Source organism: Mycobacterium shunyiense (genome assembly GCF_058270075.1).
Map to the genome: position 1 here is coordinate 366,718 of NZ_JBZDPU010000014.1, position 26,876 is coordinate 393,593.

Sequence of the window (26,876 nt, forward strand, 5' to 3'; positions counted from 1 at the left end):
CCTGGACATCATCTATTACCCGGTGTCGGCGATCATGTGGGTTTGGTACAAGGCATTCGCCTTCCTGCTCGGCCCCGAGAACTTCTTCGCCTGGGCGCTGTCGGTGATGTTCCTGGTCTTCACCCTGCGCGCGATCCTCTACAAGCCCTTCGTCAAGCAGATCCGCACCACGCGGCAGATGCAGGAGTTGCAGCCACAGATCAAGGCGCTGCAGAAGAAGTACGGCAAGGACCGCCAGCGGATGGCGCTGGAGATGCAGAAGCTGCAGCGCGAGCACGGGTTCAACCCGATCCTCGGCTGCCTGCCGATGCTGGCGCAGGTGCCGGTGTTCCTGGGTCTGTACCACGTGTTGATGTCCTTCAACCGGACCCAGACCGGCATCGGCCGGTTGGGGTTGTCGGTGGAGGAGAACCGCAGCCTCGCGAACTATGTGTTCAGTGCGACCGACGTGAGTCACTTCCTCGACGCGAACCTGTTCGGGGCACCGCTGGGCGCGACGATGGTTCAGCAGCACGGCCTCGAGGCGTTCACCGAATTCAACCGGTTGTCCGTGGTTCTGGTCGGCGTTCCGATCATGATCCTGGCCGGTATCGCCACGCACTTCAACAGCCGCGCCTCGGTCGCCCGCCAGAGTGTGGAGGCCGCCGCCAACCCGCAGACCGCGATGATGAACAAGCTCGCGCTCTACGTGTTCCCGCTCGGCGTGGTCGTCGGTGGGCCGTTCCTGCCCCTGGCCGTGATCATCTACTGGCTGTCCAACAACATCTGGACCTACGGTCAGCAGCACTACGTGTTCGGGATGATCGAGAAGGAAGAAGAGGCCAAGAAGGCCGAGGCGATCGAACGACGTTCGGCCAACGCACCGGCGCCCGGAGCGAAACCGAATCGTGCCCGTAAGGCCGAAGCCGCGAGTGCGGCGGCCGCTACGGAAGACGCTGAACCTGAGTCGGATGCGGCGCAGACGAAAGACCAGAAGGACGCGGCAGGTGAATCGGCAGCCCCGAGCGTGAACCGCACGCCCAAGCCCGGTGCACGCCCCAAGAAGCGGAAACGGTGACCAGTTCTCACGCTGGCTACAAGTAGGGAGAAGACGGATATGACGGACGCACAGACGACCGAGCCCGGCGCGGAGCTGGAGGAGGACACCCAGTCGGCGCCCAAGAGCGAGGACGACCTAGAGGAGCGATTGGTCGCGGAAGGCGAGATCGCCGGCGACTACCTCGAGGAGCTGCTCGACCTGCTGGACTTCGACGGCGATATCGATCTCGATGTCGAAGGCGATCGTGCGGTGGTGAGCATCGACGGCGGGGGCGATCTGAGCAAGCTGGTCGGGCGCAAGGGCGAGGTGCTCGACGCTCTCCAGGAGCTGACCCGACTGGCCGTGCACCAGAAGACTGGCGAGCGCAGCCGGCTGATGCTGGACATCGCGCGGTGGCGCCGCCGTCGCCGCGACGAGCTGGCGGCGCTGGGCGACAAGGTGGCCCGACGGGTGCTGGAGTCGGGTGAGCGTGAGGAGCTGGCTCCCATGACGCCGTTCGAGCGCAAGATCGTGCACGACGCTGTAGCCGCGGTCGATGGTGTCCGCAGCGAGAGCGAGGGCGTGGAGCCGTCGCGACGCGTCGTCGTTCTGCTTGGCTGAGTTCTAGTTACAAGGGTGTAGTTCGTTTTGCGGCGACGGTGCCGTAGGGAGTGCGGAGGATGTTTCACGTGAAACATGGACCGGTCCCCGCGGCACCGGACGCCGCGGCGGAGGTCTTCGGAGAGCGTCTGGAGACCGCCGAACGGTACGCGGCGATTCTTGCCGGTGCCGGTGTCGAGTGGGGTCTGATCGGTCCGCGAGAAGTGGACCGGCTCTGGGATCGACACATTCTCAACAGCTCGGCTCTCGGAGAGCTTCTGGCTCCCGATGAGCGCGTCGCCGACATCGGCAGCGGCGCCGGCCTCCCGGGTATCCCGTTGGCCCTGGCGCGCCCCGACGTTCATGTCACGTTGATCGAGCCGCTGCTGCGCCGCAGCGAGTTCCTCCGTGAGACGGTCGACGAATTGGGGCTCGACATCGCGGTGGTCCGTGGTCGGGCCGAAGACTCAGACGTTCGTAAATCGGTGGGCGAGTTGGATGTGGTGACTTCCCGTGCGGTCGCCTCACTGGACAAGTTGACGCGGTGGAGCATGCCGCTCCTTCGCGTCGACGGAAGGATGCTCGCCCTCAAAGGTGAGCGCGCCGAGGCTGAGATCGAAGAGCACCGGCGTGGGATGGCTTCCCTGGGTGCAGTCGATGCCAGGGTGGTGAAATGTGGCGTGAACTATTTGAACCCGCCCGTAACCGTCGTCGCCGTGCGACGCGTGGCGGTGAGACCGGGCACCCGGTCAACGGGCAGAGCCTCCGGGTCGCGGGGGAGATCGGGCAGGAGATGAGGATGGGTTCTGATCGGCCGGCAACCGCTGGCGCGGGTGCTACGCCCGCCGTTTCACGTGAAACAGTTTCACGTGAAACATGGAAGAACGGTGGTGGCGCTGCGTGGTCCACGGACGCCAGCATGGACACCCCGATAGCGGCGGAGGCGGAGCAGGCGACCCGCGTGCTCCACACCTCGCACGGACAGCTTCCCCGGCCGTCGCGCCAGCGCGTGTTCACGATCGCGAATCAGAAGGGCGGCGTCGGCAAGACGACGACGGCGGTGAACGTCGCGGCCGCGCTCGCACTGCAGGGGTTGCGCACGTTGGTGATCGACCTCGACCCCCAGGGCAACGCCAGCACCGCGCTGGGCATCGAACACCGACCGGGGACCCCGTCGTCCTATGAGGTCCTCATCGGAGACATTCCGGTGGAGGAGGCCCTGCAGCAGAGCCCGCACAGCGACCGGTTGTTCTGCATTCCCGCGACGATTGATCTGGCCGGCGCGGAGATCGAGTTGGTCAGCATGGTGGCTCGCGAGGGGCGGTTGCGGTCAGCGCTCGCCGCTCTGGCCAACCACAACTTCGACTACGTGTTCATCGACTGCCCACCGTCCCTCGGACTGCTGACCATCAACGCGTTGGTGGCGGCTCCCGAGGTGCTCATCCCGATCCAGTGCGAGTACTACGCGCTGGAAGGGGTGGGGCAGCTGCTACGCAACATCGAGATGGTGAAGGCGCATCTCAACCCCGAGCTGTCGGTGTCCACCGTGATACTGACGATGTACGACGGGCGGACCAAGCTGGCAGATCAGGTGGCCGAGGATGTGCGGGAGCACTTCGGCGACAAGGTGTTGCGTACGGTCATCCCGCGCAGTGTGAAGGTGTCGGAGGCTCCGGGCTACGGGATGACGATTCTCGATTACGATCCGGGTTCTCGTGGTGCGTTGAGCTACCTCGACGCGAGCCGCGAGATCGCAGAGCGCGGAGCCCCGCCCCGCGCCTAGTAGGCGCCGGCACCACGCCAGTGACCAACAGCCAGTAGACAGACAGCGGACGGCACGATGAGCAGGAGACGACCATGAATCAGCCGGCACGGAAGCGGAGTGGCTTGGGCAGGGGACTGGCAGCCCTCATTCCGACCGGTCCCGCTGAGGACGGTACCGATGTCCTGAGCCCCAAGATCGGCGCAACTGCAGCCGACGTTCTGCTCGGGCCGTCGGCCGGCCCGAGCGACGCGGGGACGGCGCCCCCGACGTCCTCCGCGCCCGATGGGGCCGACCCGGTCCTTGCCGGCGACGTGGGCGCCACCTATCGGGAGATCGATCCCAGCCTGATCCAGCCGAATCCGCGGCAGCCCCGCCAGGTGTTCGACGAGGAGGCGCTGAGCGAGCTGGTGCACTCCATCCGCGAGTTCGGATTGATGCAGCCGATCGTCGTCCGCGCGGTCGAAGAGAACGGCGAATCCCGCTATCAGTTGGTGATGGGGGAGCGGCGCTGGCGGGCCGCCCAGCAAGCCGGCCTGGAAGCCATTCCGGCGATCGTCCGTGAGACCGGTGACGACAGCATGCTGCGTGACGCGCTGCTGGAGAACATCCACCGGGTTCAGCTCAACCCGTTGGAAGAGGCCGCCGCCTACCAACAGCTGCTCGACGAATTCGGAGTCACCCATGATGAACTCGCCGCGCGGATCGGTCGCTCACGGCCACTGATCTCCAACATGATCCGTCTGTTGCGCCTGCCGATCGCCGTGCAGCGCCGCGTCGCGGCCGGTGTGCTGTCCGCGGGGCACGCACGTGCGCTGCTCGCCCTGGAAGGGGGAGCGGAGAAGCAGGAAGAGTTGGCCGCCCGCATCATTGCCGAGGGCATGTCGGTGCGTGCCACCGAGGAGGCCGTGACGCTGGCCAACCGCGACGGCAACACCACGCCACCGGCGCCGCGGCGTAAGCCGATCCAGATGCCGGGCTTGCAGGACGTTGCTGAGCGGCTCTCTTCAGCGTTCGATACCCGGGTCACCGTGAGCCTTGGCAAACGAAAAGGCAAGATTGTGGTCGAGTTCGGATCGGTGGATGATCTCCAGCGCATTGTCGAAATTATGAGCGCCGAAGACCACTGAGAACCCACGACCAACGACACCAGGTTGTTCCGTCACTGTGACACATCAGTGATCAGAGTCCGCAGTCGCGAGCGCCACATAGCGCAAAGCTTCTGTGCCGCATAGCATTTCACCTCGGAGGCGGAACTGGATGACATTTTCAGGGCGCAGTGGTCCGACTCCGGCGGACTCTCCTATCCTTGAGGGGCAGCCACGCACACAGTGTGAAAGCCAGGGACCTCAGTGACAGCACGAATAACGCCGCTTCGGCTCGAGGGCTTCGAGCAGCTGCCCAAGCATGCGCGGCGCTGTGTGTTCTGGGAAGTTGATCCCTCCACCATCGGTGACGACCACCTGACCGATCCCGAATTCGAAAAAGAAGCGTGGCTTTCGATGGTCATGCTCGAGTGGGGATCATGCGGCCAACTGGCCGTGACGGCTCGCGCGGACGCACCCGACCAGGATCCAGATACAGGGTCAGATGCCGACTCCGCTACCGCGTTCGACTTGGTGGTACCCGCCGACGCAGCAGGCCTCGTGGGGCCGGAGGGTGAGGACTGGACGGCTCCGGCTGTCGTGGACGATCCGTGTCTGGGCTTCGCGTTCTATGCACCCCCCGGCGCCGTGCCGCGGGCCCGGCTTTTCCCGACCGCTCCCGTCAGCCCGGACGCGATCTTGTTGACGGCGATCGGTGTTGAATGTGCCGAAGACCGCGGGCTGTTGTCGCAGAGTCTGCTGGCCGCCGTGGTCAATGATTTGGTGCGACGCGGCGTTCGGGCTCTGGAAGCATTCGGTTACACCTCGGCCGTGAGCGAATTGGCCGACGGCGGCAAGCTTCCCGATGAGCTGTCTCCGGTAGTGGCGGCGCTGGGGGACTGTTCGGTCGAAGACTGCATGCTGACATCCGATTTCCTCGAAGACGTCGGTTTCACCGTTGTCGCGCCACACCCGTACTTCCCGCGACTGCGTCTGGAACTCGACAAAGGCCTCGGCTGGAAGGCCGAAGTGGAAGCCGCCCTCGAGCGCCTCTTGGAGAACGCGCGGATCGAGCTGCCGATCGGTGCCGGGATGTCCGGGGCCGGCATCGGGGCGAAAAGTGTTGTCCGACACGACAGGAAAGTCTGACGTAGACCGCCAACCGAGACTGTGCCCGCGGCCTCAGGAAGCTCGTCGGTCGGCGGCGCGGGCAGCTCGAGCGCTGGCAACCCGGATCGCGATTGCGACGAGGAGCTGGCTGCCAGGAATAGCGGTGGAGAAGCTGATCTCCGTTGAGATCCGGCTTCCACCGGCACGGGGCTCGACGGTGATCTGGCCGGTGTAATCACGGAACGGCAGCCCGGAGAGCAGTTCATATCGCAGGGTTGTCGGCGCGTCGAACGTCGTAATCCGTTCGCGGATAACCGTTCCGAACGAATGAATCGCACGGATGGCACCTACCCCGTCTCGATCAGGACTGCCGGCCGTCTCCAGGACGACCTTGCGCGTAGGCATCCACTCGGACATCCGGTCGTGATCTGTAAGCACTTCCCAGACCACGAGGGGGTGGACGGCAACTTCACGGCTGTCGGTGTAACGGTAATGCCGGGCCATCTCGTCAGGTAAGCACGCCGTGGCCCTGACGTCGAGAGGTGCGGACCCGCCGGCGGATGCCGAAGCGTATCCAGCTCGTAGGCGACAGTGATTCCGCCGGGCAACACCGGGCTGGGTGCCGCCCGCGGCGCACTCGTCGTCGACTGCCGGTCTTCCTAAAATCGGGCGGCCGATCTGACCACGCCGATTCACCAGATATGTGGTGTCACATGACGAAACGACCATCGCATGGCCGGGTGGGCAGTTGCGGGGCTGAGTCGGCGCTCACGCGCCGCTGCTGAATTGGCGCTCACGCGCCGCGGCTCGCCTGCTCCACCGAAAGCTCATGCGCCAACAACTCGGCGAAGGTGAATGTCCCTGTCGGACGGTCGTTCTTGCCCAGCAGATACAGCCGCTTGACCGCCGCCAGGATGCCTTCGGCAATCGCATCACGGGTCTGGGTGGACAGCAGCAGACCGCGATCATGGGGATTGGTGATGTAGCCGATGTCTACCTCGACGGTGGGCATCCGGGTCAGGCGCAGCAGATCCCAGGTGCGGCCGTGCGACCGGCAGTCACGTAATCCGGTGCGGGCCACCACCTCCCGCTGAATGAAGTCGGCGAGGTTACGGCCGATGGTCGACACCGACCCATGGGAATTCCCGAAGTGGAACGAGGCCACGCCGTTTGCGGAGGGGGAGCGCTGACTCTCACAGCGCAGGCTGATCATCAGATCCGCACCGACACGGTTGGCGGTGGCGGCACGTTCGGAATCCAGCGGGCTGCGGTTGGCCGGGCGGGAGATGAACGTCTCCATGCCGATCGCCGTCATCCGGCCTTCGAGCCGACTTGCCAAGTCCCACAGGATGTCTGCTTCGCTGATCGGGCCGTCGGGCCCGTTCATGATCATCCCGTGATCGGATCCGCCGCGGCCCGGGTCGATGATGACGTGCTTACCCGAGAGCTGCGGACCCGAGCGTCGTACCAGCTCTTCTTCCCGGATCGCGTGCGGAGACCCACCGGTCACCCGCGAGCCCAGGAAATACAACGAGCGCAACGTTTCCGGGCCACAGATACCGTCGGGGTACAGCCCGTACTCACGCTGGTACGACGACAACGCGTTGTGGGTCTGTAGGCCGAAATGCCCGTCGACCATGCCGGTATAGAAGCCGAGGTCCTGGAGGCGAGCCTGCAGGGTGGCCACGTCGTCGCCGTACATGGGCGCACCGAACTGGTGAGTCAGGGTGCGGGCTCCGAGCCGGTAGGAGGCCTCACGCAGGGCTCGATAGGTGGCTTCTCCGACGATGCCGTCCACCAACAGGCCTCGGTGCTGCTGAAATGCCCGGACGGCGCTGTCGAGCTCGTCATCGAATGCGTCGAGCGCAACATGTCTGCCGGTGCTCAGGTCGGCGTCAGGGTTGTCGATCAGACCTAACGCGGCCAAGGCTGCCCGGATCTCGGTGACTGCTCCGCCACGGTCACCGCGACGCAGACTCGACATTCGGCCCCTCCATGCTGGTTTCCGGCGATCTGCCAGGCTAGCTAGCCAGCATTGTCTCAGATTTCGGCCACAATCCGGAAAACGCCAGGCGTATCCGGGGTGTGTGGGGTGTGTGTGAACTCAGAGTGCGTCGGCAAGTTCGCGCAGCAGCGCGGCCTTGCCCTTGGCGCCGACGATGCGCTTCACCGGTGCGCCGTCCTTGAACAGGATCAGCGTCGGGATGGACACCACCTGGAAGTCACGCGCGGTGGCCGGGTTGGCGTCCACGTCGATCTTGGCGACCCGCAACTCGCCGGCCTTCTCGCTCGCGATCTCCTCGAGCACCGGGGCGACCATCTTGCACGGCCCGCACCAGGTGGCCCAGAAATCAACCAGTACCGGTGTGCTGCTGGTCAAGACGTCGTTGGAGAACGAATCGTCGGTGACCGTTACTGTTGCGCTGTCCGCACTCATGGAGCTCTCCTGTCGGGTCGAAATCTATTGGGGGTCAGTCGTTGTCGGCGAGCCAGCGCTCGGTGTCGATGGCAGCCGAACAGCCGCTGCCCGCGGCGGTGATGGCCTGGCGGTAGGTGTGGTCGACGAGATCGCCTGCGGCGAACACCCCGTCGAGCGTGGTCGCGGTGGTGCGGCCGACGACCTTCACGTAGCCCTCGTCGTCGAGATCGATCTGGCCGCGCACGAGTTCCGAGCGCGGGTCGTGGCCGATCGCCACGAACACGCCGGTGACCTGGAGCTTGGACTCCTCGCCGGTGACGGTGTCGCGCAGGCGCACGCCGGTGACCTTCGGATCGCCCTCGATCTGGGTGATCTCGGTGTTGGTCAGGAAGGTGATCTTCTCGTTGGCCCGGGCGCGTTCCAGCATGATTCTGGAAGCGCGGAATTCGTCGCGGCGGTGGATCAGGGTCACCGAACGCGCGAAGCGGGTGAGGAACGTCGCCTCCTCCATCGCCGAATCGCCGCCACCGACCACGATGATGTCCTCGTCGCGGAAGAAGAAGCCGTCACAGGTGGCGCAGGTGCTCACACCCATGCCGGTCAGGGCTTCCTCACCGGGTACGCCGAGGTGGCGGGCCGCGGCGCCCATTGCCAGGATCACCGATCGCGCCTGGTGGGTCTCGTCGCCGACGGTGACGGACTTCACGGGGCCGGTGAGGTCGACGACGTCGACGTCCTCCATGCGGAGATCCGCGCCGAAGCGCAGGGCCTGCTCACGCATCTCGTCCATCAGCTCAGGGCCGGTGATGCCCTCACGGAACCCGGGGTAGTTCTCCACCTCGGTGGTGGTCATCAGCGCGCCGCCGAACTGCGTTCCCTCGAACACCAGCGGCTTGAGCTGGGCGCGGGCAGCGTAGATGGCTGCGGTATATCCGGCGGGGCCGGAACCGATGATGATGACGTCGTGGACCGTCGCTGAGGAGGACATGTAGGCCTTTCTGCCGTACTCGGCACGGGTTGCAACGTCAGCCTAGGCCGGATGTGTTCCCACCTGGCTCGCAGGACACACTACGGACGTTTCACCGGGTGTTTGACCACGGTGTCTGCCAGCGATCCGGCATGAGTGGCGTCGCAGTCCGCGGGGACCACGACCCCGACGATGGAGTCCGGGTCGGTCGGCGACATCAACACCAGCACTCCGTGGCGACCGGCCACGTCCATCGGGCGAGCGCCGAGAACCTGGACACCGGCGGGGTAGCCCAGCGCGGACAGGCACGCATTGCGGCGTTGTGGGTCGCTCAGCGGTCCCAGGTCGGGCGGGACCGACAGCAGCCCCTGGATCTGGGTTTCGGACAGACCGATCGCGCTGCGCGGCGGTGAGACGGTGATCCGGCCGAAGCTGGTCAGTGTCGAAGGGGCCTGGCCCGCCGGGCGTACCAGCACCAGCGCGCCCACCACTGCGGCCGCCACGGCCGCGCACGCCCCGGTGACGGCGGCGATCGACTTCCAGCGTCGTCCGGGCGGCGCCGGCGGGGCAGGCTCGGCCCGCAGTACTTCGGACAGCCGGACACTCACCTCGTCAGGCACCGGGGGAGCGGTGGAGGGGTCCTGGCCGAGCTGGGCCAGATCGCGACGCACCCGATCGAGGGCCGCCAGGGTGTTCCTGGCATCCGGTCCGGCGATCGGGTCGGTGCGTACCCGTCGGCGAAGCTGCGCGGCCGTGTCGTCGTCGAGCAGCCCGGCCTGCAGATCGGCGAACAACTCAGCAGGAATCGGGCCGTCCGACGGCACTGGGGGTGTGCTGCCGTTCATCGCCTTCAAAGTACTGGAGCAGGCCTGCGAGCTTGTGCCTGGCGCGCGAGCACCGGCTCTTCACGGTGCCCTCTGCGACCCCGAGGAGCAGGGCCGTCTCGGCCACCGAATAGCCCTGCATGTCGACGGCCACCACGGCGGCGCGCTGCTCGAGCGGCAGCTGCATGAGTGCCCGCTCCACCACGATCGCGGTGGCGACCCGGGGCGCTGGGTCGCCGGCGGGGTCCCGCAGATGGAGGAGGTGGTCCAGCTCGTGTTCGGACGAGGTGGGCTGGTGGCGTGACCGGCGGACCCGGTCAAGGCAGGCATTCACCACGATCCGGTACAGCCAGCTGCTGACTGCCGAATCGTGGCGGAACGACGCGGCCGTGCGATGGGCCGACAACAACGCATCCTGCACGGCGTCGTCGGCGTCGTCGTGGTGATGGCTGGTCAGGAACGCCAACCGGCGCAGCTGACCGTGGTGCCGGTGAACGAGTTCCTCGAATGCGTAGCGGTCCCCGGCGACGTGGGCGGCCAGCAGTTCGGCATCGGTACGCGTGGCGGTGCCATGCTTCCGCAGCTGCGTCGTCGCCGGCTTCCCGGTCCCCCCGAACCTTCCCACACGCTGAACTTAAACGCTGTCCGGCAGCCGCCCGGACACTTGTTTGCCCGGGACGGTGTTACGCCAGGTCAAGAAGCCATCGGGCCTGGGGATGACGTCTCAGGAGGCCGCTTTGAGGGTGATCTCGGAGATGTCGGTGCGGCTCTTGCCGTCCACGGTGCCCAGCGTCGAGATCCACACCAGCACGTACGAGGTGGACTGTGCCTTGTTCACCGAGATGGTGTTGGAGCCGGGCTTCAGCGGGGTTGTCGGTGTCAGTTCGGTGGTGTCCGACAGGGATGACGGGGTGGCCGACTGGGCCGCGCGGATCTGCACCGAGGTACCGGTGCTGGTCACGTTCAGGGTGACGGCGCCGATCGTGGTGGGCTGCGGCAGTTGCAGCATCAGGCCGACGCCGTTCTTGAACCCGGGGAACGGGGCCGGATCCGAATACGTGTCGGTGGACCATGCCGTGCTGGTGTTGCCGTCGATGGCCTGCCCGGCGGTAGCCGGTGAGTCGGCTTCGCCTTCGGGTGAGAACACAGTTGCCCGAACGGGTTTCACCGTGCTACCGGTGGCGGCCGACGAATTGTCCTGGGTCTGCTCGCTGTTCTCCGACGGCGCGTTCAGGCCGAGCTCGTCCCGGTTGAGGCCGCCCCCCACGTCGCCGAAGATGCTGTTGAGGACGGACGCGAGCACCAGCAGTGCCACCAGGATGATGGCCGCGCCCACGCTCACCCCGATGATGACGCCCTTGCGGCGCCGGGCCTCGGCGGCTTCGTGTTCCTCCGGGGTTTCGTGTGCGCGGACGGGAGCTGCCGGGGCCGGCGTCTCCTCGACCGAACCCGCCATCAGTTCGGTGCGATCGGCGATGGCGGTGGCCTGTTGCAGCAGGTTCAAAAGGGTTGGAGCGCTTCGAATTCCGCCGCCGGGTTGGACGGCACGGGCGGCCGCAGCCGAGATCTGGAACGGGATGTCGCGGTCGACGGCGCGCGGTTCGACCGGCTGCCCGGCCGGATCAAGGGCGGCGGGCTCCAGCCCGCTTCGTGATCCGGATTCCGGCAGCGGCCAACGGTTGACCAGCAGCGCGTACAGGGCCGCGCCGATGCCGCGGATGTCGTCGTCCGGTGTGGCGTCGGGCATCGTGGCCGGAAAGGCAAGTGCCACATCGCCTTCGATGCTCACCCGCACCCGGCTGGGGTGGTCGATCGACAGTGCCACTCCGGCGCGGTGGGCCGCCTCGGCGGCAGCGGCGAGCGACTGGATGGCGCGGGCCCCGCCGATCGGGGAGGGCGAGGTGTCGGCGACCTCGGCCAGTGAGCCGCCGCGAATCCACTCCGAGACGATCAGGCCGCCCGACCCGCTGTGTGCGACGTCGAGCACCCGGGCGATACCGGGAACGTCGAGGCGGCTGAGTTTGAGGGTGCGCGAGAGGATCTCCTGCACCTGGGCGTCGGGCATGGTGGCATCAGGGTCGACGAAGGTCAGCGCCACCTGACGATCGAGTGCGGTGTCGAGGGCCTGCCAGAACTGCAGGTGCGGCGGACCACCGTGGAACACCAGAAGCCGGTAGCGGCCGTCGGCGATGGTGGCCCCGGGGATGAGGTGCACGTCGTCGTCCGCCGATTCCAGCGCGGCATCGTGCGGCGGTGCGAACGAGATCGGCTCGCGGGTCGGGTCACCGCCGTAGTCGGTGAGCGGGCGCGTTGCCCCGTTGGACCGGCTCGCGGCGGGTTCACCAGATCCGGTGCCCTCCTCCGACGGGGTGTCTGCCGAACCGGCGGGCGCCACATCCGGTTGGAACTCGTCGGCGGCCGGACGCGGCAACTTCGTCGTATCCGTTGTCATCCCGGAACTCGAGGTGGCGTCCAGTGCCGCGTCGTCCGCAGATTCGTCGGTCACCGGTGATCCTTTCCACATCCCCGCTCCGGCAACGTGTGCCGGAGTCCCGCCTCCGGCGGCTGCCGGGCTTGACGGCCACCCAGTGGGAGAAGAATTCCTCTGATCAGGGTACGTGACGGGCGCTGCAGGTTGAGGTCCGACGGGCGGCGCAATTGTTTGCATGGCTACCTGTCCGGCCCCCGGCGCCGGGGCGGGACGCCCCCGCCCGAGCCGGCGGCGGACCATTGCCAGGGCCGACTGCGCCTCCGGAACCCGGGCGGCGATCATCACCCCGGCGATGATCGGGACCATGATCACGCCGAGGGCGAGCAGCCGCAGCAGCGAACCCGCGGCGCCCGCGTGCTCGGTCAGTGAGTCCAGGCCGAGCAGCCGGTCGGCGGCGTGGGCCACCAGGCTGGCCACCAACGACGCCGCGATGGTGACCAGGATGGTGCGGATCACGCTGTCGCGCAGTAACCGGCCGCCGCGCGGACGCAGGTTGGACTTCAGGAGCACGTAGCCCATGACGGCTCCGGCGACGAACCCCAACCCGTTGGCCAGTCCGAGGTAGCCGGCCACCATGTTGGGGTCGTCGGTCAGGTGCGGGGCGATGATCGAGCCGATGATCTTCACGGCGGTGATCACGACGATGATGGCGATCGGGGTCCAGGGCTTCTCCCGTGCGTAGAACACCCGCAGCTGCAGCAGTACCAGCGCATAGGGGATGAGCGTGAAGGCCGACAGGGTGATCGCCATGCCGAGGTAACCGGCGTCTGAGGCGCTGAAGTTGCCGTAGGCGAACAGTGCGCTGCCGATGGCGGGCCCGCCGACGGTCATCATCGCCACCACCGGGATGAGCGTCACCATGGTGAGCCGGGTGGCCAGGGAGTAGTCGTCGAGCACGGCCGGAATGTTGTCGGCGGCCGCGTTGCGGCTCAGGCGCGGCATCACCACGGTGAGCACCGTGACGCCGATCATCCCGAACGGCAGCATCAACACCAGCCAGGTGTAGTTGTAGATCGCGGGCCCGGTGTCGGCGGCCCCGCTGGCGATCTGATTGCCGACGATCAGGCCGATCTGGCTGATCAGTACGTAGAGCACCATGGCGGCGGCCATGGTCCCGAACTTCTTGAGCCGGTCGTCGATGCCCCACAGTGGCCGCAGGCTGATCCGCTCGGCGCGGATCGCCACGAGCAGCACGGCAGCCTGCGCGACCACGCCCAGGGTGGTGCCGATCCCGAGGACCAGCAGCTTGGCCGTCCCCATGTGGGGCGGATCGATCGAGAACTCGCCGGGCACCAGGACGAACACGCCCAGCGTCACGATCGCCACCACGTTGTTGACGACGGGGGCCCAGGCAGGCGGACCGAAGACGTTGCGGGTGTTGAGGATTGCCATGAAGACAGACGACAGGCCGTAGAACAGCACCTGTGGCAGCAACAGGTAGGCGAACGCGGTGGTCAGCGGATTGTTGACCTTCGGATCACTGCCCAGCATCAGTCGCACCAGCAGTGGCGCACACAGCACCGAGAGCACTGTGGTGACCAGCAGCAGTGTCGTGGCGAGGGTCACCAGCCGCCGCACGAACGCGGTGCCGCCGTCGGCGTCGTCGCGTTCGGCGCGGGCCAGGACCGGAACGAAGATCGCCGTGAAGGTGGCCTCCAGCACCAGTGCGGCCACCATGTTGGGCAGCTGGTTGGCCACGGAGAACGAGCTGGTCAATGCTCCGCCGAGCATCGCCATGAGGAGCACGAACCGGAAGAACCCGGTGATGCGTGAGATCAGCGTCGCGAAGGCCATGCCCCACGAGCGCGAGACGACGGCGGCATCGGACAGTTCGGCCCGCCCGGCAGGACGGATCGGGCCGGTGGCATGCGGAATCCTCGGCGGGCCCGGTGGGCGGGCCGGTGGTTGGTCGGGCGAGGTCATCAGGGTCGGTCCGGGCTGGTCGCCGTCGCCGGCGGGGACGGCGGGGCGGGCGCCTCGTGGGTGTTGTCAGAGTCGGCGTCGTTGTTGAACGCCATCGCGACGTCGAGCGGGTCGGGGTGCTCGCCAGGTGGGATGAGATCGGCACGGTCGGGCTGGCCGCGGAAGCGGTGCCACAACCGGCGCCCGGCGAGCGCCACCAGTACGGCCCCGGCCGACAGGGTGATGAAGAACAGCACCTTGCCGTAGGCGTTGGAGTGCACCGACAACCGGACGGGCTCACCGAGTGTCAGACCGTCGGTGGTCTGCAGGCTGACGTCGACCGCCACCCGCTGGGTGAAGTGCACCTCGATCGGTACCCGCAGCGGCAGATAGCCGGGTGGCAGCTCGATCTCGCCCATGTCGGTGACGGTCATCCCGGGTGGTGCGTCGACGTGTAGCCGGACCCTCACCGGAACCGGCAGGTCGTTGCGCAGGGCCAGGGGCAGCGGACTGCGCTCGGTGGCCAGTGTGTAGGCCCCGCCGGGGTTGACGATCGTGACCGCGCCGAACATGTCGTTCACACTGCGGCCGACGGTCTGCAACCGCTGCTCGGCCAGCCCCTCTCGGGCCTCCGGCGGCACGGACTGGCTCAGTGCCCGCAGCATGTCCTCCCGCAGCGGCGCGGTGTACTGCATGCCGGTCAGTCCGGTGCGTTCATCGGTGGTCAGCGCCGCGGTCAGTCCCCACAGCCGACTGACCGCCGCCGCGATGCCGCTGCTGATGTTCTCGTCGATGGCGCTGCGCGGGTTGCCCAGGGAATCCGGCGGCGGGGGTTGCACGGGTTCGGGCGGCGCCGCGTTGCCCTCGGCGATCACCATGGGCAGCGGGCGCGGCACGGCCAGCCCGGCGTGGATCGTGGTGGCCACCGAGGTCAGGATGGCCTGCGCATCGTCGGCGTCGAGCGACCACACGAGCGGCGGCATCAGGATCTGGGTCCGGGGCTCCTCGGTGGGGGTGAGGCCCCGCCACAGCAGCGCCCCCAGCGCATCCTGGCGCCGGGCCGTCTGCGAGTCGTGACGGACCGGGATCTCCAGCGACGGATCCAGGTATGACGGCGCCATCGGATCGGTGCCCGCACCGGCCAGGGCGGCACCGACCGCGGGATCGAATCCGGCCGCGACGACCTCGGGCCCGTACCGCAGCGGGGTCACATCGGCGGTCTCGGGGGCGCCGGTGGCCGAATCCTGGGCGGCGATCTGGGTGGCCGAGATGGCGACCGTCTGGCCCTGGGCTGCCAGCAGGTCAAGCGCGGGGCGGGTGAGCGGACCGTCACCCAGGATGCTGGCACCCCGGATCGAGGTGACGCCGAGGATCTGATCGACGATGTCGCCGGCGCCGTTGGTCGCGATCGCGCTCAACCCCGGATCGCCGACCCGTTGCAGTGCGGTCAGATCGGCCTGCGCGTAGTTGGTCGGTGCCACGCAGAGCCGCCCGGCCAGGCCGCGCAACCGGTTCAGCCAGTTGACGGCGGCTTCCTGGCCGGTGCCGGGTCGCGTCGGGGTGGCTGCCCCGGCGTCGGGACCGTCGTTGACGACGTAGCCGCCGGTCATCGCGTTGACCGTGACGAGCAGATCCGGGTCGACGGCAAGGCACAAGGTGGCGCGCAGCTGGCCACCGGAGTCGACGGTCGGCCCGGTGGCGAAGTCGGCTGCCGACAGCAGGGTGTCGAGCCGCCCGCCTGGGGCCAGGGACGCGGCGAGGCTGTCGTCGACCAACCGCACCGGTGTGGTGCCGCCGGGGGCGCCGGGGGCCAGTCGTGGTCGGTCGGCCAGCGGCCAGAGCATGGTCATCCGCACCGGGTGGGAGGTGTCCGGCGGTACCACCGAGCTGAGGGTGTCGGCGGCCGACATCGATTCGGGAGCATTGTCGGCGGCCTGGTCGGGCGGCACTCCGAGGACCGGGAGGAGGAAGCGGGCGTCGTCGAGTTTGGCCGGCGCACCGTAATCCGGTGTCCCGTTGACGTTGATCAGCACGGGGTAGACGCCGGGCTCGCTGATGTGCAGTGACCCGGGGCCTTCGGAGCGCAGGGGATAGGACAGCGTGAAGCCCACCGACTGGCCGCGATCCATCTCGGGTGCCACGGTCACGAAGTCGGCTACCGGCTCGAACCGGTCGACATCTCCGGTGAGGTCGGTGCGCAGCTGGCTCGATGAGGTCACCGCGCGCGCGTGCTCCATCCGGATGTCCACGTCACGCACCGGCCGGTCGCCGACGTTGAGCACGGCCCCGGTCACCGTCAGCACCGATTCACTCGTGGTGGTGACGACGTTGGGGGTGACGCGGTCGATGCGGATCTGGAGGAACGGCATCGCTCCCGGTTCACTGGCGCTCGCGCGCGGCAGAAGCACCGGCCACGCGGCGGTGGACCACACCGAGAACAACAACACCACCGCCACAAGCACCACTGTGTGCGCCAGGAGGGAGAACCCTCGGCGCACCGCCGGGGCGGCGGTCACGGCCCCTGTCCGCATCCGTTCGTGCGCCGGCGGGGCTGGGGTTGGGCAGAGTCGTCGCGGCGGTGGGTGCGGGCGTGCGAATGGGTCTGGGGACGCCGCCGGGGCGCGCTGCGAGGCAGTGGCGGCAAGGCCTCCGGCCCGTCGGTGTGCAGCTTGTCGATCAGCTCTCCGGCCACCTCGGCGAGCTTGCGCTCGTCGGCGTAGGCCAGCCGGGACGCCAGATCCCGCAGCGGGACCCAGGCGACCTCCGTCACCTCGACGTCGTCGTCGGACAGTTCGCCGCCCTGGAAGCGCAGGAGGTAGTGGTGCACGGTCTTGTGCACCCGGCGGCCCTCGGTGACGAACCAGTAGTCGATGCTGCCGAGCGCGGCCAGCACGTCGCCGCGGATACCGGTCTCTTCGGCAACCTCGCGGATCGCGGTCTGTTCGGCCGTCTCACCGAGTTCGATGTGCCCCTTGGGCAGGGACCACAGCATCCGGCCACGCCGGTCGACCCGGCCGATCAACGCCGCCACCTGGGTGTCCTTGGGTCCGTCGATTCCGTCGATGACCAGGCCGCCTGCCGAGGTCTCGTGAACGGTGCGCAGACGTTCCGGTGGTCGCCGAGGACGCGACTTACGTTGCTTGGACTGGTCGCGCGGGGTCGGGGCGGAATTTGCGGTACTGACGGGAGCTTCGCCGGGGCCGTCGGTGTGGCGTTCGGCATCGTTGCCCTGATCACCGGCTGGTGGCCCCGCCGCCCTTTGCGCACGACGACGGCCACGACGCCGGCTGCGGCGCCGTCGTGGTTTGGCCTGTTCGCCGTCCGACACCCAAGCGATAGTAGCTGCCATGGGGTTGGCCTCCTGCCGCACTCGCCGGTTGTGACCACACCGCGAGCATTAGGCTCATCGAACGTGTCCGACGCTGTTGTTACTGATGCCGAATTGCTGGCCGGCGCGCTGGTCGCGCTGAACCACCGCGCCGAGGTGCTGCGCGCGCTCGGCGCGGTGTTCGCTGAGGCGGGTCACGAGCTGTATCTGGTCGGCGGCAGTGTGCGCGATGCGCTGCTGGGCCGGCTGACCGATCACAGTGATCTCGATTTCACCACCGACGCCCGTCCCGAGCAGATGCTGAAGGTCCTGCGTCCGTGGGCCGACGCGCTGTGGGAGACCGGGATCGAGTTCGGCACGATCGGTGTGGGCAAGCGGGTGGGCGGGGTGGAGCACCGGCTCGAGATCACCACGTTCCGGGCCGACAGCTATGACCAGGTGTCGAGAAACCCGACGGTGGAGTTCGGCGACAACCTCGATGACGACCTGGCGCGCCGCGACTTCACCGTGAACGCCATGGCGGTGCGCATCACGGCCGACGGTCCGGCCGAATTCCGCGATCCGCTTGGCGGTTTGGCGGCCATTCAGGCCAAGGTGCTCGACACCCCGTCGGCGCCGGAGGTGTCGTTCGGGGATGATCCGCTGCGGATGCTGCGCGCGGCCCGGTTCGTGTCGCAGCTCGGGTTCGGGGTGGCGCCGCGGGTGCTGGAGGCGCTGCTGGAGATGGCACCGCAGCTGGAGCGCATCACCGTCGAGCGGGTCGCCGCCGAGTTGGACAAGCTGTTGCTCGGCGCGGATCCGGTGGCCGGCGTCGATCTGATGGTGCAGACCGGGTTGGGCGAGGTGGTCCTGCCCGAGGTCGGCGAGATGCGGATGGCCATCGACGAACATCACCAGCACAAGGATGTGTACTGGCATTCGCTGACGGTCCTGCGGCAGGCGGTGGATCTCGAGGATCAGGGTCCGGATCTCGTATTGCGTTGGGCCGCATTGCTTCACGACATCGGCAAGCCCGCGACCCGCAAGCACGAATCCGACGGGGGAGTGAGCTTTCACCACCATGAGGTGGTCGGCGCCAAGATGACCCGCAAGCGGATGCGCGCGCTCAAGTACTCCAAGCAGATGGTCGACGACGTGTCGCAGCTGGTGTATCTGCATCTGCGGTTCCACGGCTATGCCGACGACAAGGGCACCGGGAAGTGGACCGATTCGGCGGTGCGGCGTTACGTCACCGATGCCGGTCCGCTGCTGAGCCGGCTGCACAAGCTGGTCCGCGCCGACTGCACCACCAGGAACAAGCGCCGGGCGGCGCGGTTGCAGGCCAACTACGACGATCTGGAGAACCGGATCGGCGAGCTGGCGGCGAAAGAGGATCTGCAGCGGGTCCGGCCGGACCTCGACGGCAACGAGATCATGGAGATCCTCGGCATTCCCGCGGGCCCCCAGGTCGGCGAGGCCTGGAAGTACCTCAAGGAGCTCCGGCTCGACCATGGACCGCTGTCCCGTGAGCAGGCCATCGACGAATTGTTGAAGTGGTGGAACGCCAGAAGCTGATCGTGCGTCTGATCAGTCATGGACTACTGCCTGGGTGAGCCCGACGGGACCGCTGCCATCTTCACCGGCGTGCCGGACATGGATGTGGACGGGGACGGCAGCCCCGACGGCATCGGACTCGATTTCGACGGGGACGGCCGGCTCGACGACGTGATGGCCGATTTCGACGGGGACGGCGTCGCCGAGCGGATGGTGCTCGACGCCGATGACGACGGACAGGCCGAGAGCTATTTCTCCGACGACGGTTCGGGTACCTGGGCGGTGAGTGTGGACCGGTCCGGACAGGTGCGCTGGTTCGGTTTGGACGGGGTGGAGCGGGCGGTCGGCGGGCAGGAGCGCAGCGACTCGGGAATCGATGGAGTACCGGTGGTCGATTTCGACGGTGACGGGGCTACCGACGACCGGTTGATCGACGTGGACGGGGACGGCCTGGCCGATCGGGCGTTGGTCGGGAACCTGGCGTACGTCGACACCGACGGTGATGGCCGGTGGGACATGAAGCTGGCCGACACCGATGGCGACGGCCGCGCCGATTCGGTCTCCTGAGCGATGACTCTGCGGTGAGGGCCCCGTCTACTCGAACTTCCGCGCCCTGAGCGCAGGATCAATTTCGCCGCTCAGCCTCGCCCGGCGCCCGGAGGCCCGGCGAAGGCCTGCGCGATCGTCAACCACTTGGCGGCGTCGTCGCCGACGGCGGTCACGTCGAGTTCGGCCGGGGCCCGTCGCTGGGTGACCAGCATGCAGAAGTCTTCGGCAGATCCCGTCACGCGCTGCTGTGCGTCGGCCGGCCCCCACTCCCACAGCGAGCCGTCGGGCGCGGTCAGCTCCACCCGGAACGGCTCGGCGGGTGGGGTCAGCCCGTGCACGGTGAATGCGAAATCCCTTGTGCGAACGCCGATGTGGGCGATCGAGCGGAGCCGCTCGGTGGCGGGCCGATGAACCCCCAGCGCGTCGGCCACATCGAGACCGTGCGCCCAGGTCTCCATCATGCGGGCGGTGGCCATCGACGTCGCGCTCATCGGCGGGCCGAACCACGGCAGCTTGCGGCCTTCGGCCACGTCGACGAGTTCGGTGTGCAGTCGCGCACGGGTTTCGCGCCAGTCCGCCAACAGCTGCTCTGGCGGCGTCAGTGCGAGTTCCTCGGCTGCGGCGTCGACGAACCCCGTCGGGTTCCGCATCGCCTCGGCGAGGACGGCGTCGAAGCCGGACTGGTCGGTGATCGCGATGACCGACACTCGGTCGGTCCACAACAGGTGGGCGATCTGGTGGGCAATGGTCCAGCCCTCGGACGGCGTGGCGGTGGCCCAGCGCTCGGGCGGCAGGTCGGCCACCAGGGCGTCGAGTACATCGCTCTCGGCGGACAGGTCGGCCACGATCGGCCCGGCGCTCACCATGGCGGTCAGCCTAGACCGGGGGATCACACCCGCTTCGGGGATGCCACCGCCGCGTGCAGTCCGAGCCCGATCAGGTAGGCGACGGCCCCGGCGGCCACCAGAGCAGGCGAGTGCCCGCCGGCGGGGATCAGAGCGGCGGCCGCCGCGATCGCCGCGACGAACGACATCCAGAACAGCGCATCCTGCACCGTGAACACGTGACCGCGTAGAGCGTCGTCGACGTCGATCTGGATCGCCGAATCCGCACACAACTTCACGAGCTGCCCGGCCGCGCCGAGCAGCAGACCACAAGTCAGCATCACCGGGATGTGCAGGCCGAGCGCCAAGAGCTGGATGGCCGCGGCGAAGCAGAGCGCGCCATTGGCGGTCGCATAGCGCCCGAACCGGCCGATCACCGCCGGGGCGGCCACGGTGGCCAGGAACTGGCCGATACCGCCGGCTGCCAGGAACAGAAACGCGCTACCCAGGCCCAGCCCGGTCATATCGGGGTTATCGGTGTGCCGCACGATCACCAGCACCAGCAGGGAATTGATCCCGAAGGCCATCCGATGCGCGGCCAGCCCGGCCAGGGTTCCTGCGACGGGCCGCACGGTCAGCACCGTGCGCAGGCCATGCACCCAGCCGGTGGACACCGCGTAGGCCACCGAGCCGTGGATGGCGCGCTTGCTCTCGTGCGGCCCCAACACGTGCGGGCCGAAGCGCACCGACAACCACAACGCGAGCGCCACCGGGAGCGCCACGATGAACATGACCGCCGAGGCGCCCACGTCGTCGGCGCCGACCACCGTTCGCGGCACCAACATGAAGATGGCGCCGAGGAACGCGGCGAGCGCTCCGATCGCGGTGGCCACCGAGTTCATCGTGACGACCCGGTCGGCCGGCACCACATCGGGCAGCGACGCCGACAGACCTGACGATACGAACCGGGTGAACCCGTTGATGATCAACGCCCCGCACAGGATCGGCAGATCCCCGACACCGAACGCCAGCAGCCCACCCACCAGGAGCACCAGCAGCAGTCGGCCCAGGTTGGCACCGATCATCACCATTCGCCGGTCCCAGCGGTCCAGCAGTGCCCCGGCGAATGGACCGAGCACCGAGTACGGGAGATACAGGACGGCGAACGCACCGGCGATGGCCCACGGCTCGGCCTCCCGGTCGGGATTGAACAGGAGTCCGCCGGCCAGGCCGGCCTGGAACAGGCCGTCGGCGAACTGACTGACCGCACGCAACTCGAGCAGGCGGCGGAACTCGGTCATGCCACGCAACGAGTGCCAGAGGGCACGGAGCGCTTGAGCATGAACCACTCGATCAACAGTACAAAGCTGCGCCGAAATCCGACCGCGCCCGGGCTTGTTCGCCACGTCTTGGCAATCGCGGTGCCATGATGTAACCGTGGCGCAGTCAGAAGACCCGGAGGATTTCATCGCGCCTGCGGCGCACCGGGTACGTCCGGGCACGCTGCTGCTGGCCAACACTGATCTGCTGGAGCCGACCTTCCGGCGCAGCGTCATCTACATCGTCGAGCACAACGCCGGCGGCACCCTCGGCGTCGTGTTGAACCGCCCCAGTGAGACGGCGGTCTACAACGTCCTGCCGCAGTGGGCGAAGCTCACCAACAAACCCAAGACGATGTTCATCGGCGGCCCCGTCAAGCGGGACTCGGCGCTGTGCCTGGCGACGCTGCGGGTCGGCATGCAGGCCGACGGCGTTCCGGGACTGCGGCACGTGCAGGGCCGCGTGGTGATGGTCGATCTGGACGCCGATCCGGACACGCTGGCCCCGGTGATCGAGGGTGTGCGGATATTCGCCGGATACTCCGGCTGGACCATCGGCCAGCTCGACGGCGAGATCGAGCGCGACGATTGGATCGTGCTGTCGGCGCTGCCGTCGGATGTGTTGATCGAGCCCCGGGTCGATCTGTGGGGCCGGGTGTTGCGTCGTCAGCCGTTGCCGATGTCGTTGTTGGCCACGCATCCGATCGACGTGAGCCGCAACTAGCTTCTGGACTACTTACAAGACAGGGTGCAGCTGGCGCACGAGCCGGCGCAGTCCGCTCCCGAGCCGGCGCCCGCCTCCGCCGCCGCGACGGCCTTGGCGCTCTGCCAGCAGCCGGCGGCGACCGTGGCGATGGCCCCGATGATGCACACCATGACGACCATGAGGCCGGTGTGGGGCGCGGCAGCCAGGGCGGCGGCACCCCCGGCGGCGAGCATGACCGCGGCGGCCAGTTGGGTCGGGGCCACAGCCCTCAGGACCGAGCGCACGGGATCACCGGTACGGGGCCTGGTCAACAACCACAGCCCGAGCACACCGACGATGACGGCGGCGCTCAAACACAGCAGCGCGGCGATCAGCATGCGCCACACAATACGAGGCGCCGGTCGGTATTGCGAGGTCGGGGCGGGTTCTGGTGTTTCAGCCCTGCAGGCCCAGGAGCTGGGGCAAACCCGGCTGTGGCGCCGGTGCGGCCGGGGCGGGAGTAGCTGGCGGAGCGGGAGCCGCCGGGGCCGGCGCGCTGACCTTGAACCCGGACACGATCGCGTCGGCGGCGTCGGCAGCCGCGGAAACACCCTGGTTGGCGGCCGAGGAGTTCACCGACAACGACACCAGGTAATGGTCGGGGCCCGCGGTGGCCAGGATGTGCCTGCGTGAGGTGTTGAGCACCTGGCTGCCGGACAGGTAGCTACCTTCGATAAACGCCGACGGGAAGCCGTTGAAGTCACCCATGGCCATGTCGGTGGGACGCCAGTTCTGCAGCTGCTGGGTATCGACGAATCCGTGGCTGGCCGCTTCGACCGGGTCGAAATTGCCGACGAGCTTGTAGACCACCACCTGCGCGTTGGGGGTGTAGAGGTCGGTGCTGGCGCGGTCGGCGATCACCGCGAAGGCGTCGGGAACGTTGGGGTCGGGCACCTTGGTCCAGCCCGACGGCAGCGGCAGGACGATGCTGAGCGCCTTGAAGTCGTGGCTGACCTGAGGCTCCATCTTCACGCCCTTGCTCTTGAAGAATTCGGCAAGGGTGCCAGACGAGGCGGGGGTGATGGTCTGGGCCGGTGGGACAGGCGCTGCGACCGCGGGCGCGGCGTTGGCTGCCGCACCCGGGACGCCGGGGGCTGCTGCGGCAGCGGGTACTGCGGCGGGGGCGGCCGGGGCCGCAGGAGCGGCAGGGGCTGCGGCAGGGGCGACCGTGACGGTCTGGGTCACCGTCACCGGGCCGGGAACGCTGGGAGCCGGGAGGAGGGGTTCGGCAGAAGCGGTCTGACCGGTGAAACCGACAACCCCGGCCACGCCGATGGCCGTGCCCGCTGCCAGTACCCGCCACCGGCGGGTCAACTCGATCATCGCTTGATTCCTCCCAGCAAACCGTGTCCCACCTGGGACCTCTCCACTGAGCGCCGAGACTATCCAGGGATGACCGCCCACCACCAGCAACTCAATCGACCTGGAATCAACCCCTGACAGAGCCGCGACGAAACCGATACCAACCTGTGGCCTGCGTCATCGAAAGACGGGCGGTGAGCTGCCCAAACCGTGGCCTTATACCCTGAACGGCGTGATCGAACCCGCCGCCGCCGCCCAGTCAGGGCAGTCAGAGGACACCCCGCAGCACCGCTACACCGCGGAGCTGGCGGGTCAGATCGAGCAGTCCTGGCAGCAGACCTGGGCCGAGCTTGGGACTTTCAATGTGGCCAATCCGGTGGGTTCGCTGGCGGACACCTCGCCGGTGCCGGCCGACAAGATGTTCGTCCAGGACATGTTCCCGTACCCGTCCGGCGACGGCCTGCACGTCGGGCACCCGCTCGGTTACATCGCCACCGACGTCTACGCCCGGTACTACCGGATGACCGGGCACAACGTGCTGCATGCACTGGGCTTCGACGCGTTCGGTCTGCCTGCCGAGCAGTACGCCGTGCAGACCGGGACGCACCCGCGCACCCGTACCGACGCCAATATCGTCAACTTCCGTCGCCAGCTGGGCCGGCTGGGTCTGGGCCACGATTCGCGGCGCAGCTTCGCCACCACCGACGTCGATTTCTACAAGTGGACGCAGTGGATCTTCCTGCAGATCTACAACGCCTGGTTCGACACGGCGGCGGGCAAGGCCCGGCCCATCACCGAGTTGGTGGCCGAATTCGAGTCCGGGGCACGCACTCTCGACGACGGCCGGGTCTGGGCGGAGCTGTCGGCAGGCGAGCGCGCCGATGTGGTGGACGATTACCGGCTGGTGTACCACGCGGATTCGATGGTGAACTGGTGCCCGGGCCTGGGCACGGTGCTGGCCAACGAGGAAGTCACCGCCGACGGCCGTAGCGATCGCGGCAATTTCCCGGTGTTCCGGAAGCGCCTGCGGCAGTGGATGATGCGCATCACCGCCTATTCGGACCGGTTGCTCGACGACCTGGAGCTGCTGGACTGGCCGGACAAGGTCAAGGCCATGCAGCGCAACTGGATCGGCCGCTCGACCGGAGCATCGGTGGAGTTCGGCACTGCGGCCGGCGACGTCGAGGTCTTCACCACCCGTCCGGACACCCTGTTCGGCGCCACCTATCTGGTGCTGGCTCCCGAGCATGATCTGGTCGACACGCTGACGGCCGACGCCTGGCCCGAGGGCACCGATTCGCGGTGGACCTTCGGCGCGGCGACGCCGGCGGAGGCAGTCGCTGCCTACCGCGCCGGGATCGCGGCCAAGTCGGATCTGGAGCGCCAGGAGAACAAGACCAAGACCGGCGTGTTCTTGGGTGCATGTGCCACCAATCCGGTGAACGGGCAACAGGTTCCGGTGTTCATCGCCGACTATGTGCTGGCCGGATACGGAACCGGCGCCATCATGGCGGTGCCCGGCGGTGATCAGCGTGACTGGGACTTCGCGACCGAGTTCGGCCTGCCCATCGTCGAGGTGGTCTCCGGCGGTGACATCACCGAGGCGGCCTACAACGGCGACGGAACCATGGTCAACTCCGACTATCTCAACGGGCTGTCGGTGGCCGAGGCCAAGAAGGTTGTCATCGAGCACCTGGAGGCCGACGGTCGTGGCCGGGCCCGCATCGAGTACAAGCTGCGGGACTGGCTGTTCGCCAGGCAGCGGTACTGGGGTGAGCCGTTCCCCATCGTGTACGACGCCGACGGCCGCGCCCACCCGCTGCCGGAATCGGCTCTGCCGGTCGAACTTCCGGACATCCCGGACTATGCCCCGGTCTCGTTCGACCCCGACGACGCCGACAGTGAACCGTCGCCGCCGCTGGGCAAGGCCACCGAGTGGGTACACGTCGAGCTGGATCTCGGCGACGGGCTGCAGACCTACACCCGCGACACCAACGTGATGCCGCAGTGGGCGGGCAGCTCCTGGTACGAGCTGCGCTACACCGACCCGCAGAACTCGGAAGAGCTGTGCGCCAAGGAGAACGAGGCCTACTGGATGGGCCCGCGTCCGGCCGAGCACGGACCGAACGATCCGGGCGGTGTGGACCTGTACGTCGGCGGCGTCGAGCATGCGGTGCTGCACCTGCTGTACTCGCGGTTCTGGCACAAGGTGCTGTTCGACCTCGGCTTCGTCAGTTCGAAGGAGCCCTACCGCCGCCTGGTCAACCAGGGTTACATCCAAGCCTTCGCCTACACCGATGCCAGGGGTAGCTATGTGCCTGCGGCCGAAGTCGTTGAGCGGGAAGGGAAGTTCTTCTGGCCGGGCCCCGATGGTGAAATACAGGTCAACCAGGAGTTCGGCAAGATCGGCAAGAGCCTGAAGAACTCCGTCTCACCCGACGAGATCTGCGACGAGTATGGCGCGGACACGCTTCGGGTCTACGAGATGTCGATGGGCCCGCTGGAGGCGTCGCGGCCGTGGGCCACCAAGGACGTCGTCGGCGCGCACCGCTTCCTGCAACGGGTGTGGCGTGTGGTGGTCTCCGAAGAAACCGGTGCGACCGACGTCAACGAGCACGAGGCACTCGACACCGACACGCTCAAGGTCCTGCACCGCACCATCGCCGGTGTGACCGAAGACTATGCGGCACTGCGCAACAACACCGCCGCGGCCAAGCTGATCGAGTACACCAACCACCTCACCAAGGAGGGCGTGTCGGCTCGCGCCGCGATCGAGCCGCTGGTGCTCATGGTGGCCCCGCTGGCGCCGCACCTGGCCGAGGAGTTGTGGAAGCGGTTGGGCCACGACACCTCACTGGCGCACGGTCCGTTCCCGGTGGCCGATCCGCAGTACCTGGTGGACGACACCATCGAGTTCCCGGTTCAGGTCAACGGCAAGGTCCGCGGCAAGATCACGGTTGCGGCCGATGCCGAAGCCGCGGCCATCCAGTCGGCGGCGCTGGCCGACGAGAAGGTGCAGGCGTTCCTGGACGGTGCCACACCAAAGAAGGTGATCGTGGTCCCGGGCCGCCTGGTCAACCTCGTCGTCTAGGACGCAC

At 67.7% G+C, this 26,876-nt stretch carries 23 protein-coding genes; 10 read left to right on the forward strand and 13 right to left on the reverse strand.

Annotation, left to right across the window (positions count from 1 at the left end; all coding sequences use genetic code 11):
- Window positions 1-34 precede the first annotated feature (34 nt).
- From yidC to AC4ELH_RS12790, 6 genes are all read left to right on the forward strand, one after another.
- The gene (gene yidC, locus AC4ELH_RS12765) at window positions 35-1,057 is read left to right on the forward strand and encodes a membrane protein insertase YidC (protein ID WP_498885035.1); all 1,023 of its coding nucleotides are present in this window, start codon (window positions 35-37) and stop codon (window positions 1,055-1,057) included.
- 39 nt (window positions 1,058-1,096) lie between these two features.
- Window positions 1,097-1,639, forward strand: a complete 543-nt coding sequence (locus tag AC4ELH_RS12770) for a Jag family protein (protein WP_055119208.1) — start codon at window positions 1,097-1,099, stop codon at window positions 1,637-1,639.
- A gap of 59 nt (window positions 1,640-1,698) precedes the next feature.
- Window positions 1,699-2,415, forward strand: coding sequence for a 16S rRNA (guanine(527)-N(7))-methyltransferase RsmG (gene rsmG / locus AC4ELH_RS12775; RefSeq protein ID WP_064932196.1), 717 nt, complete (start codon window positions 1,699-1,701; stop codon window positions 2,413-2,415).
- A 122-nt stretch (window positions 2,416-2,537) separates the two neighbouring features.
- Window positions 2,538-3,401: a ParA family protein gene (locus tag AC4ELH_RS12780; RefSeq protein WP_236734751.1), complete on the forward strand. Its 864-nt coding sequence runs from the start codon at window positions 2,538-2,540 to the stop codon at window positions 3,399-3,401.
- A 74-nt stretch (window positions 3,402-3,475) separates the two neighbouring features.
- Complete coding sequence (locus tag AC4ELH_RS12785; protein ID WP_448444461.1) at window positions 3,476-4,510, forward strand: ParB/RepB/Spo0J family partition protein; 1,035 nt, start codon at window positions 3,476-3,478, stop codon at window positions 4,508-4,510.
- 222 nt (window positions 4,511-4,732) lie between these two features.
- The gene (locus AC4ELH_RS12790) at window positions 4,733-5,614 is read left to right on the forward strand and encodes an acetyltransferase (protein ID WP_498884755.1); all 882 of its coding nucleotides are present in this window, start codon (window positions 4,733-4,735) and stop codon (window positions 5,612-5,614) included.
- A gap of 33 nt (window positions 5,615-5,647) precedes the next feature.
- Here the strand turns inward: AC4ELH_RS12790 and AC4ELH_RS12795 are convergent, their stop codons facing one another.
- The 9 genes from AC4ELH_RS12795 to AC4ELH_RS12835 all read right to left on the reverse strand — a co-directional run bounded on the left by AC4ELH_RS12795 (window position 5,648) and on the right by AC4ELH_RS12835 (window position 17,506).
- Window positions 5,648-6,079, reverse strand: a complete 432-nt coding sequence (locus AC4ELH_RS12795; RefSeq protein WP_448444465.1) for an SRPBCC family protein — start codon at window positions 6,077-6,079, stop codon at window positions 5,648-5,650.
- Window positions 6,080-6,368: 289 nt separating this feature from the next.
- The gene (locus AC4ELH_RS12800; RefSeq protein WP_003883338.1) at window positions 6,369-7,559 is read right to left on the reverse strand and encodes an N-acetylmuramoyl-L-alanine amidase; all 1,191 of its coding nucleotides are present in this window, start codon (window positions 7,557-7,559) and stop codon (window positions 6,369-6,371) included.
- Between the two features lie 120 nt (window positions 7,560-7,679).
- Window positions 7,680-8,012: a thioredoxin gene (gene trxA / locus AC4ELH_RS12805; RefSeq protein WP_055119196.1), complete on the reverse strand. Its 333-nt coding sequence runs from the start codon at window positions 8,010-8,012 to the stop codon at window positions 7,680-7,682.
- A gap of 34 nt (window positions 8,013-8,046) precedes the next feature.
- Window positions 8,047-8,982 (reverse strand): thioredoxin-disulfide reductase, encoded by a 936-nt coding sequence (gene trxB / locus AC4ELH_RS12810; RefSeq protein ID WP_448444467.1) that lies wholly within the window; start codon window positions 8,980-8,982, stop codon window positions 8,047-8,049.
- A gap of 80 nt (window positions 8,983-9,062) precedes the next feature.
- Complete coding sequence (locus tag AC4ELH_RS12815) at window positions 9,063-9,806, reverse strand: RsmA family anti-sigma factor (protein ID WP_498884759.1); 744 nt, start codon at window positions 9,804-9,806, stop codon at window positions 9,063-9,065.
- Window positions 9,757-10,410: an RNA polymerase sigma factor SigM gene (sigM, locus tag AC4ELH_RS12820; protein ID WP_448444471.1), complete on the reverse strand. Its 654-nt coding sequence runs from the start codon at window positions 10,408-10,410 to the stop codon at window positions 9,757-9,759. Before sigM ends, AC4ELH_RS12815 begins: the two co-directional genes overlap by 50 nt.
- Window positions 10,411-10,509: 99 nt before the next feature.
- Window positions 10,510-14,199: a murein biosynthesis integral membrane protein MurJ gene (murJ, locus tag AC4ELH_RS12825; protein WP_064882426.1), complete on the reverse strand. Its 3,690-nt coding sequence runs from the start codon at window positions 14,197-14,199 to the stop codon at window positions 10,510-10,512.
- Window positions 14,199-16,694 (reverse strand): DUF6049 family protein, encoded by a 2,496-nt coding sequence (locus AC4ELH_RS12830; RefSeq protein WP_498884762.1) that lies wholly within the window; start codon window positions 16,692-16,694, stop codon window positions 14,199-14,201. The genes murJ and AC4ELH_RS12830 overlap by 1 nt, the downstream gene beginning before the upstream one ends.
- Window positions 16,691-17,506, reverse strand: coding sequence for an NUDIX hydrolase (locus AC4ELH_RS12835; RefSeq protein ID WP_448444477.1), 816 nt, complete (start codon window positions 17,504-17,506; stop codon window positions 16,691-16,693). The genes AC4ELH_RS12830 and AC4ELH_RS12835 overlap by 4 nt, the downstream gene beginning before the upstream one ends.
- Window positions 17,507-17,590: 84 nt before the next feature.
- Between AC4ELH_RS12835 and AC4ELH_RS12840 the strand changes: the two genes are divergently transcribed.
- Both AC4ELH_RS12840 and AC4ELH_RS12845 read left to right on the forward strand, forming a co-directional pair.
- Window positions 17,591-19,060, forward strand: coding sequence for a CCA tRNA nucleotidyltransferase (locus AC4ELH_RS12840; protein ID WP_064957505.1), 1,470 nt, complete (start codon window positions 17,591-17,593; stop codon window positions 19,058-19,060).
- A gap of 18 nt (window positions 19,061-19,078) precedes the next feature.
- Window positions 19,079-19,606, forward strand: a complete 528-nt coding sequence (locus AC4ELH_RS12845) for a pullulanase (protein ID WP_498884764.1) — start codon at window positions 19,079-19,081, stop codon at window positions 19,604-19,606.
- 71 nt (window positions 19,607-19,677) lie between these two features.
- Here the strand turns inward: AC4ELH_RS12845 and AC4ELH_RS12850 are convergent, their stop codons facing one another.
- Window positions 19,678-20,454, reverse strand: a complete 777-nt coding sequence (locus AC4ELH_RS12850; RefSeq protein WP_448444481.1) for a TIGR03084 family metal-binding protein — start codon at window positions 20,452-20,454, stop codon at window positions 19,678-19,680.
- Between the two features lie 23 nt (window positions 20,455-20,477).
- Window positions 20,478-21,761, reverse strand: a complete 1,284-nt coding sequence (locus AC4ELH_RS12855; RefSeq protein ID WP_498884766.1) for an MFS transporter — start codon at window positions 21,759-21,761, stop codon at window positions 20,478-20,480.
- A gap of 88 nt (window positions 21,762-21,849) precedes the next feature.
- On the opposite strand from AC4ELH_RS12855, the gene AC4ELH_RS12860 reads away from it, so the two are divergent.
- A complete protein-coding gene (locus AC4ELH_RS12860; RefSeq protein ID WP_463791675.1) occupies window positions 21,850-22,455 on the forward strand; it encodes a YqgE/AlgH family protein in 606 nt (201 codons plus the stop codon).
- 8 nt (window positions 22,456-22,463) lie between these two features.
- Here the strand turns inward: AC4ELH_RS12860 and AC4ELH_RS12865 are convergent, their stop codons facing one another.
- Both AC4ELH_RS12865 and AC4ELH_RS12870 read right to left on the reverse strand, forming a co-directional pair.
- Window positions 22,464-22,814 (reverse strand): hypothetical protein, encoded by a 351-nt coding sequence (locus AC4ELH_RS12865; protein WP_064882438.1) that lies wholly within the window; start codon window positions 22,812-22,814, stop codon window positions 22,464-22,466.
- A 58-nt stretch (window positions 22,815-22,872) separates the two neighbouring features.
- The gene (locus AC4ELH_RS12870) at window positions 22,873-23,799 is read right to left on the reverse strand and encodes an LpqN/LpqT family lipoprotein (RefSeq protein WP_448444485.1); all 927 of its coding nucleotides are present in this window, start codon (window positions 23,797-23,799) and stop codon (window positions 22,873-22,875) included.
- A gap of 202 nt (window positions 23,800-24,001) precedes the next feature.
- On the opposite strand from AC4ELH_RS12870, the gene leuS reads away from it, so the two are divergent.
- The gene (leuS, locus tag AC4ELH_RS12875; protein WP_498885037.1) at window positions 24,002-26,869 is read left to right on the forward strand and encodes a leucine--tRNA ligase; all 2,868 of its coding nucleotides are present in this window, start codon (window positions 24,002-24,004) and stop codon (window positions 26,867-26,869) included.
- Window positions 26,870-26,876 lie beyond the last annotated feature (7 nt).

Excerpts from the sequence above, each read along its gene's own strand:
- AC4ELH_RS12845 (WP_498884764.1), top strand. The coding sequence starts at position 19,079 with ATGGACTACTGCCTGGGTGAGCCCGACGGGACCGCTGCCATCTTCACC.
- AC4ELH_RS12800 (WP_003883338.1), bottom strand. The coding sequence starts at position 7,559 with ATGTCGAGTCTGCGTCGCGGTGACCGTGGCGGAGCAGTCACCGAGATC.
- AC4ELH_RS12815 (WP_498884759.1), bottom strand. The coding sequence starts at position 9,806 with ATGAACGGCAGCACACCCCCAGTGCCGTCGGACGGCCCGATTCCTGCT.
- AC4ELH_RS12870 (WP_448444485.1), bottom strand. The coding sequence starts at position 23,799 with ATGATCGAGTTGACCCGCCGGTGGCGGGTACTGGCAGCGGGCACGGCC.
- AC4ELH_RS12770 (WP_055119208.1), top strand. The coding sequence starts at position 1,097 with ATGACGGACGCACAGACGACCGAGCCCGGCGCGGAGCTGGAGGAGGAC.
- rsmG (WP_064932196.1), top strand. The coding sequence starts at position 1,699 with ATGTTTCACGTGAAACATGGACCGGTCCCCGCGGCACCGGACGCCGCG.
- trxA (WP_055119196.1), bottom strand. The coding sequence starts at position 8,012 with ATGAGTGCGGACAGCGCAACAGTAACGGTCACCGACGATTCGTTCTCC.
- murJ (WP_064882426.1), bottom strand. The coding sequence starts at position 14,199 with ATGACCTCGCCCGACCAACCACCGGCCCGCCCACCGGGCCCGCCGAGG.
- AC4ELH_RS12865 (WP_064882438.1), bottom strand. The coding sequence starts at position 22,814 with ATGCTGATCGCCGCGCTGCTGTGTTTGAGCGCCGCCGTCATCGTCGGT.
- trxB (WP_448444467.1), bottom strand. The coding sequence starts at position 8,982 with ATGTCCTCCTCAGCGACGGTCCACGACGTCATCATCATCGGTTCCGGC.
- AC4ELH_RS12795 (WP_448444465.1), bottom strand. The coding sequence starts at position 6,079 with ATGGCCCGGCATTACCGTTACACCGACAGCCGTGAAGTTGCCGTCCAC.
- AC4ELH_RS12850 (WP_448444481.1), bottom strand. The coding sequence starts at position 20,454 with ATGGTGAGCGCCGGGCCGATCGTGGCCGACCTGTCCGCCGAGAGCGAT.
- yidC (WP_498885035.1), top strand. The coding sequence starts at position 35 with ATGTGGGTTTGGTACAAGGCATTCGCCTTCCTGCTCGGCCCCGAGAAC.
- AC4ELH_RS12780 (WP_236734751.1), top strand. The coding sequence starts at position 2,538 with ATGGACACCCCGATAGCGGCGGAGGCGGAGCAGGCGACCCGCGTGCTC.
- AC4ELH_RS12785 (WP_448444461.1), top strand. The coding sequence starts at position 3,476 with ATGAATCAGCCGGCACGGAAGCGGAGTGGCTTGGGCAGGGGACTGGCA.